This window comes from Streptomyces sp. NPDC059816, from assembly GCF_042732055.1.
Taxonomy (GTDB): Bacteria; Actinomycetota; Actinomycetes; order Streptomycetales; family Streptomycetaceae; genus Streptomyces.
In genome coordinates, this window is sequence record NZ_JBHWIQ010000058.1 from 1 (window position 1) to 8,848 (window position 8,848).

2 protein-coding genes are annotated in these 8,848 nt (G+C 70.6%); both read right to left on the reverse strand.

The window, feature by feature from the left end:
• Nucleotides 1-4,166: amino acid adenylation domain-containing protein (locus ACFV88_RS35720; RefSeq protein WP_385496390.1), on the reverse strand; the 4,166-nt coding region annotated here is incomplete at its 3' end.
• Entirely contained in the window at nucleotides 4,163-8,836 is a 4,674-nt protein-coding gene (locus ACFV88_RS35725) for an amino acid adenylation domain-containing protein (protein ID WP_385496391.1), read from the reverse strand. The genes ACFV88_RS35725 and ACFV88_RS35720, both read right to left, overlap by 4 nt.
• Nucleotides 8,837-8,848 lie beyond the last annotated feature (12 nt).

Here is an 8,848-nt window from a genome sequence, read left to right on the forward strand (position 1 = left end):
CCCACAAAACGCAACAACCCATAACCCAACCCATCACCCGGCACACCCCGCACCTGCTCCTTCACCCGCTTCACCAACAACCCCACATCACCACCCGGCACACCACCCACATCCACCCGCACCGGATACGAAGACGTAAACCAACCCACCGACCCCGACAGATCCACCCCCTCCCCCAACGACACCCGCCCATGACCCTCCACATCCACCAACACGGGTCCCGCAACGCCGCGCTGCTCCTTGAGCGCGACCATCAGCCCGGCCAACAACACGTCATCGATCCCCGCGTGGAACGCCGCGGGCACTCGGGTCAGCAGCTCCGACGTCACCTCCGTCGGCACCCGCACCTCCACCCGACGCGTCCCCGCAGCCACCGTGTCCACCAGCGGATCCAACGCCCGCTCACCGAACGGGGTCGTGTCCACCCCTTGCAGGAGTTGCTTCCACGCGGGCAGTTCGGACCTCCGCCCAGCGCCCGCCGCCTCTGCCGACAGCGCCTGCATCCATGCACGGAACGAAGTCCCCACCGGCTCCAGACCCGCTCCCGAACCCTGGGCGTACGCCGTGGCCACATCCGGCATCAGCACCCGCCAGGACACCCCGTCGACTGCCAGGTGGTGCACCACGAACAACAGCCGCCCCGTCTCATCGGGACCCCGGTCGAACCACACCACCCGCACCATCCGACCCCCCACCGGATCCAGGAGCCGCGCCTCCTCCTCCACCCGACCCCGCACCACCTCACCCAACCCACCACCCACCAGACCCCGCGCATCCACCCGCCGCACACCGGGCGTCGCCCCTGACCCCTTCTTCGGGATGGTCAGTCGGTCCGGTACGCCGTCCACCAGCTCCAGTCGGGCGCGCAGTACGTCGTGGTGGTCCACGACCGCCCGCACCGCCGCCTCCAACCGGGGGAGCTCCAACCCGGCCGGAACCTCCACGGCCATCGACTGGGAGAAGGCACCCGTCAGCGCCACCGCACCCGCGCGCTCCAGCAACTCCCGCATCACCGGCGTCAACGGCACCGCACCCACCGCCGACACCCCACCCCCAGCCGGGGCCCCAGCACCCGACAACTCCCGCGCCACCAACGCCAACCCAGCCACGGACTTCCGCTCGAACACCTCACGCGCCGTGATCACCACACCGGCGCGCCGGGCCCGGGCCACCACCAACATCGACATGATCGAATCGCCACCGAGCTCGAAGAACGAGTCCTCCGCACCGACCCACTCCAGGCCCAGGACGTCGCGGAACAGGCCGCACAGCAGTTCCTCGGTCGGGGTCTGCGGACCCCGGCCCGTCGACTCGGTCACCTCGGGTGCGGGGAGGGCGGCCCGGTCGAGCTTGCCGTTCACCGTGACGGGCAGGGTGTCGAGTGCGATGACCGCGGACGGCACCATGTACTCCGGCAGCTTGCCTGCGACGTGTTCGCTCAGCGCCTCCGTGTCGAGGGAGTCGGCTGCCGCGACCACGTACGCGACGAGTCGCTTGGCGCCCGGCTGGTCCTCCCGAACGATCACCGCGGCCTGACCCACCGACTCGTGCGCGGCGAGCACCGCCTCGACCTCACCCGGCTCGATCCGGAACCCCCGGATCTTCACCTGGTCATCGGCACGCCCCGCGAACAGCAACTCACCGCCGGCCGTCCAACGAGCCAGGTCACCCGTGCGGTACATCCGCCCACCACCATGCGGCGAGGCCACGAAACGTTCGGCGGTCAAACCCGGACGGCTGTCGTAACCACGGGCGAGACCGGCGCCCGACAGGTAGAGTTCGCCCGTCACACCGGGCGGCACCGGACGCAGGAACTCGTCCAGGACGTACGCCCGACTGTTGTCCATCGGGCGACCGATCGGGACGTTGGCCGGGACCTCGTCGCCCGCACGGTACGGGATCTGCGTCGTGAACGCCGTCGTCTCGGTCGGACCGTACGTCGTCCGCACGATCAGGTCGGGGTGCGCGTCGAGCAGGGCGCGGATCGCGGACGCCGAGACCACGTCACCACCTGTCGAGACCTCACGGACCCCGGCGAAGATCTCCGGCGACTCCTCCGCCAACACCCGGAACAAGCCCGCCGTCGCATGGACATTGGTGACCCCGTAATCAGCGATCAAACGACCCCGCTGAGCCGCGTCCAGATCACCCGAGGGCGCCACGACCAGCTGACCACCACGCGCCAACGGCACCCACAACTCATACGTCGACGCATCGAAAGCATGGTTGGCCTGCACCAACACCCGCTCCACCACATCATCACGCCACGCCCGATCCGCAACAAACGCCGCAACATTGCGATGCGTGACCGCAACACCCTTCGGCCGACCCGTCGAACCAGACGTGTACATCACATACGCAAGCCCGCCCGGAGACACCACGGGCGCCGTGGTGAGCGGAGCAGCCGCCAGCACATCGGCCACCTGGACCGTCTCCAGCCCCTCCCACACCCGGTCCGCGACCACCACCGACACGCCAGCCTCGGACACCACGCCCTTGAGACGCGCAACCGGATGCCCCGCGTCCAGCGGAACATACGCCGCACCCGACTTCAACACGCCCAGCAACACCGCCACCAACTCCGGCGAACGGTCCAGCAGCACACCCACCCGACCGCCGGACACACCCAGTTCCTGTTCGGCCAGCCAACCCGCCACCCGGTCCGACAGGGCGTCCAGCTCCGCGTACGACCAAGACGTCTCGGCGCCCACCATCGCCACCGCGTCCGGGGTCCGCGCCACCTGCGCCGCGAACAGCTCCGGGACAGTAGAGGCGGACAGCTCCCGCTCCGTGGCGTTCCACTGTTCGACCACCCGGGGGCGCTCCCCGGCTACGAGGACGTCCAGTCGGCCGAGCGGTTGGGCCGGGTCCTCGGCTATCTGCTCCAGAAGCCGGACCATCCGGTCACCCAGGGCCCGCACCGTCTCGGCGTCGAACTTGTCCAAGTGGAAGTCGAACCGGAGTTCCATCTCGTCCGTGGGGGCGACGGCGAGCGCGAGCGGATAGTGGGCGGAGTCATCGCCCGCCGCGCCCTCGATGCTCAGCCCGGTCAGCTCCAGCGGCCCGTTCGGGTTGCGCGGGTAGTTCTGGTAGACGAGGAGCGTGTCGAACAACTCCCCCTGACCCACCACCCGCTGGATCTCCGCCAACCCCAAATGCTGATGCTCCAACACCCCCGCCTGCCGCTCCTGCAACTCCCCCAAAAACTCCTCCACCGACCGATACGGATCCACCACCACCCGCACCGGAACCGTATTGATGAACAACCCCAACATCCGCTCCACACCCACCAACTCAGCCGGACGACCCGCCACCACCGCCCCAAACACCACATCCGACCGACCCGTCAACACCCCCACCAACACACCCCACACACCCTGCACCACCGAGTTCAACGTCAACCCACGCTCACGCGCCACCCCACGCAACACACCCACCAACCCACCACCCACCCGCACCACCACATGACCCACACCCGCACCCCCAGCATCACCCTCAGAACCACCCACACCCGCCGACCCCACCAACGTCGGCTCCACCACACCCTCCAACAACCCACCCCACGCCAACCGCGCCGCACCACGATCCTGACGCCCCAACCACGCCAAATACTCCCGATACGACGTCACCACCGGCAAAACCGAAGCATCACCCCCAGCCCCATACACCTCAGACAACTCACCAAACAACACCGGCAACGACCAACCATCCATCAAAATATGATGCAACGTCAAAACCAACTCAAACCGCGACTCATCCAACCGCAACAACAACACCCGCAACAAAGGCGGCACACCCACATCAAACCGCCGACCACCCTCCTCCGCCTTCAACCGCGCAGCCTCAACCCCCACCTCCCCCACCGACAACCCCGACAGATCCACCTCACGCCACGGCAACTCCACACCCGAGGCGATCAGTTGCACCGGGTCGCCGGAAGCCCGCCGCTGGAAGCTGGCGCGTAGGGCGGCGTGGCGGTCGAGGAGCGCCTGCCAGGACGCGCGCAGCACCGCGGTGTCCAGATCGCCGCGGATCTCCATGGCGCCCTGGAGCACGTAGACGTCGGGGCTCTCCTCGTCGTACCCGGCGTGGAACAGGAGCCCTTCCTGAAGCGGCGACAGCGGCCACACATCTTCGATCCGCACCTGGCTCACTGCGTCACTCACTCCTTCTCGCCGGAGAGCTGGATCTGGAACTCGTCGATCTCGTCCTGGGCAAGGTCCACCATCGTGAAGTCGGACGGGGTGTGACCGCTGAGGACGGGGTGCGGGCCGGCGGTGTGGGCTGCCAGCCCGGTGAGCATCGCGGCCCAGCCGGCGACCAGTTCGTCAAGGGCGTCCTGGTCGAGCAGTCCGGCCGGGGAGGTCAGGGTGAGCGTCAGCTGCGGCCCCTCGGGCAGGTCACGGACGAGCCCACCGGCTTCGAGGGTGTGGGACGCGGACATCCGGGCGTCCGCCGAGCCGCCCAGGACCACGTCTCCATCAGGCTGCCAGTTCGCTCCGGCGATGTCATGGTCACCGTCCAACTGACGATCTCCGGCGGCGAAGCGTCCCAGGTAGTTGAAGCCGATCTGCGGGGTCGACGACCCGGCGAGCAGGGGGCCCGTGCGCGGGTTCAGGTAGCGCAGCAACCCGAAGCCGAGACCGTCCCCGGGTACGGCCCTGAGCTGCTCCTTGACCTGCTTGATGAGGAGGCCCGCGGCGGCTTCGCCGGAGTGGACGCCGCGGTGGTCCTCGGTGCCCGGGCCCAGTCGTACGGGGTGGCCGCTGGTGAACCAGCCGACCGTGCGGGTCAGGTCGAGTTCGCGGGCCCGGGCGCCCTGTGCGCTCGGTGCCCGGCCGTGTCCTTCGATGTCCACGAGCATCCCGGAGTCGACGTCGCGGCCCCGGGCCCGCTGCCGTTCGCTGACCGCGGCGACCAGTCCGGACAGGAGGACGTCGACGACGGTGGCGTAGTAGGCCCCGGGGGCCCGGGTCAGCAGGTCGGAGGTGACCGGGACGGGCAGGGTCAGGGAGGCCCCGTGGACGCCCGCGGCCACGGTGTCGACGGCCGGGTCCAGCGCCCGGTCTGCGAGGAGCGGGTCGGGGCCGTCCAACATCGCGGTCCACTGGGGCAGTTCCGCTTCGCGGTCGGTGGCCTCCGCCTCCAGGAAGCGGGAGAACGTGCGGAAGGAGGTGCCGACGGGCGGGAGCGTCACGGTGCGGCCGGCTTCCAGTGCTTCGTGGGCCGCCGCCAGATCGGGGAGCAGGACCCGCCACGAGACCCCGTCGACCACGAGGTGGTGGGCGACGACGAGCAGCTTGCCGGGGGTGGTCGGGCCGGCGTCGAACCAGACGAACCGGATCATCGCCCCGGCCACTGGGTCGAGGTCGTCCACCGCCCGGCGGAACGCGGTCTCCACGTCCGGGGTGCCGGCCCGGTGGACGAGGTCTGCGGCGTCGGGCCCCGAACCCTTCTCCGCGACGGTGAGGAACTCCGGCACGCCCGAGGTGAGGTGGAGGCGGGCGCGGAGGATGTCGTGGTGGTCGAGGAGCGCGTCGACGGCCGCGGTCAGCCGGGGCAGGTCCAGTCCGGCGGGCACCCGTACCAGCATGGACTGGGCGAAGGCGCCGGTGAGTGCCCAGGCGCCGGCCCGTTCGACCAGTTCGTGCATGACGGGGGTCAGCGGGACCCTGCCGACCGCGACGTCGGGTTCGGTGGCGGCGGGGGGTGCTCCGTCGTCGACCGGGGTGGCGTTGCGGGCGAGGGCCGCCGGGGTCTTGTGTTCGAAGACCTGGCGGGCGGTGATCACCAGTCCGGCGCGCCGGGCGCGGGTGACGAGCAGCATCGACATGATCGAGTCGCCGCCGAGTTCGAAGAAGGAGTCGTCGGGGCCGGCTTCGGTGAGGCCGAGGACCTCGTCGAACAGGGCGCACAGGATCTCTTCGGCCGCTGTCGTCGGGACCCTCCCGCCGCGTCCGCGGAACTCGGGGGCGGGGAGGGCGGCCCGGTCGAGCTTGCCGTTCACGGTGACGGGGAGGTCGTCGAGCGGTACGACGGCGGCGGGGACCATGTGTTCGGGCATCCGGGCGGCCACGTGCTCGCGCAGTGCCTCGGGGTCGACGGCCGTCGGGGCGTCGACCTCCGGCACGACGTAGGCGACGAGGCGTTTGACGGTCCGCCCGCCCTGCTGGTCGGTGCGGGCGATGACGGCGGCCCGGGCGACGGCGGGGTGGGTCGTGAGGACGGCTTCGATCTCGCCGGGTTCGATGCGGAAGCCGCGGATCTTGACCTGGTCGTCGGTCCGTCCGGCGAAGACCAGTTGGCCGTCGGCGGACCAGCGTGCCAGGTCGCCCGTGCGGTACATCCGCTCGCCGGGGGCGCCGAACGGGTTGGCGACGAAGCGCTGTGCGGTGAGTCCCGGGCGGCGTACGTAGCCGCGGGTCAGTCCGGTGCCGGCGACGTGGAGTTCTCCGGTGACGCCGGGGGGCACCGGCCGCAGGTGCCGGTCGAGGACGTAGGCGCGGACGTTGGCGATCGGCGGGCCGAGCGGCACGCTGTCCGGGAGCGGGTCGGGTGCGGTCCAACTGGTGACGTCGACGGTGGCCTCGGTCGGCCCGTACTCGTTGTGGAACGCCCGGCCGGGGGCCCAGCGGCGCACCACGTCGGGGCTGCACTCCTCGCCGGCGGTGACGACGTGCTCGATCCGGGAGAGGACGCCGCCGGGGCCGTGGTCCTCGGCGGCGAGGGTCTCCAGGACGCTCGGGGTGAAGGTGACGGCGTTGACGTCGAGGGTCTCCAGTTCGCGCAGGACGTCCCCGTCGCGGCGGGCCAGGCAGAGGGTGGCCCCGCTGGTCAGGGTGGGGTAGATCTCGGAGACGGAGGTGTCGAAGGACACCGAGGCGAACTGGAGGACCCGGTCCCCGGGCCCCCAACCGTAGGCGCCGATGCGCCAGGTCACGTAGTTGGCGAAGCCGAGGTGCGGGACGGCGACGCCCTTGGGGGTGCCGGTCGAGCCGGAGGTGTAGATCACGTAGGCGGGGTGTCGGGGGCGTAGCGGTGCCACCCGGTCGGTGTCGGTGGGGGTGCGGGTCGACGCGGACGCGAGTGCGGCGGCGACGTCCGGGTCGTCCCACAACAGGTGGGCGAAGCCTTCGGCGTACTGCCGGCTGTCCCGTGTGCACACCAGGAGGGCGGGTCGGGCGTCGGCCAGCATGAACGCGATGCGTTCGGCGGGGTAGCCGGGGTCGATGGGTACGTAGGCGGCGCCGGCCTTCAGGACGCCGAGCATGACCGCGATCAGGTCGACCGAGCGTTCCATCAGGACGCCGACGAGGTCTTCGGGGCCGATGCCGAGGGCGATGAGTCGGTGGGCCACCTGGTTGGCCCGGGCGTCCAGCTCCGCGTAGGTGAGGCCGGCGTGGTGGGTGACGACCGCGGGCAGGTCGGGGGTGCGGGCGGCCTGGGCGGTGAACAGTTCGGTGACCAGTGGCTGCGGGACCGGGCGTCCGGTGTCGTTCCAGTGGGTCAGGACCCGGTGTCGTTCGCTCGGCTCCAGGAGGTCGACGCTGCTGATGCGGGTCTCGGGGTGCGCGGTGAACTGTTGCAGCAGTCGGGCGAGTCGGGCGACCAGGGTGCGGGCGGCCGGTTCGTCGAGCACGTCGGTCCGGTACTCCAGCCGCAGTTCCAGGTCGCGGCCGGGCGTGGCGATCAGGGTGAGCGGGTAGTGCGTCGCCTCCTCGTTGCCGACCCCGGTGACCGGAAGTCCGCCGGGCACGTCGGCGGGATCGGCGTCCTGCGGGTAGCTCTGGTAGACGACGAGGGTGTCGAACGCCGCTCCGGCGCCGGCGATGCGTTGGATCTCCGCGAGGCCGAGGTGGTGGTGTTCCAGGAGTCGCGTCTGCTGTCCCTGGAGTTGGGTGAGAAGTTCCGCGACGCTGAGTTCCGGGCGGAGGCGGACCCGGACGGGGACGGTGTTGATGAACAGCCCGAGCATCTGTTCCACGCCGGGCAGTTCGACGGGGCGTCCGGCGACCGTCGTACCGAAGACCACGTCGTCGCGGTCGGTGAGGCTGCCGAGGAGGACCGACCAGGCGCCCTGGACCACGGTGTTCAGCGTCAGTCCGTGACCGCGGGCGGTGTCCACCAGCGCACGGGTGAGCGGTTCGCCGGTGCGGGAGGTGACGTGCGCGATCCGCGCGGCGCCGCCGTCCTGGACCCCCAGGAGCGTGGGCTCGTCGGCGCCGTCCAGGAGTGCGCGCCAACTCTCGCGGGCGGCCTCCTTGTCCTGACGGTCGAGCCAGGCGAGGTAGTCGCGGTACGGGGTGACGGGCGGCAGCGCACGCGGGTCGCCGCCGGCCGCGTACGTCCGTGACAGTTCGCCGAAGAGGACGGGCAGCGACCAGCCGTCCATGACGATGTGGTGCGAGGTCACCAGCAGCCGGTGCCGTCCGTCGGCCAGCTTGGCGAGGAGCAGCCGCAGGGCGGGGGGACGGCTCAGGTCGAACCGGGCCGCCTTCTCCTCCTGCGCGAGCCTGCGGGCCTCGGCGTCCGGGTCGGGCAGCCCGGAGAGGTCCACCTCCCGCCAGGGCAGCACCACCCCCGCCGAGACCACCTGCACGGGGTTCTCCAGGCCCGCCGGTTGCCGGAATCCGGTGCGCAGGCTGGCGTGTCGGTCCAGCAGGGCCTGCCAGGAGGCGCGGAGGGTCGCCGGGTCGAGGTCGCCTTCGAGGTCGAGGTGCCACTGACCGACGTAGACGTCCTGGCCGGTGTCCTCGTAGCGGGCGTGGAAGAGGAGTCCTTCCTGCAACGGGGAGAGCGACCACACGTCCACCAGATCGGGAACCGCCGCCTCCAACTCCTCCACCGC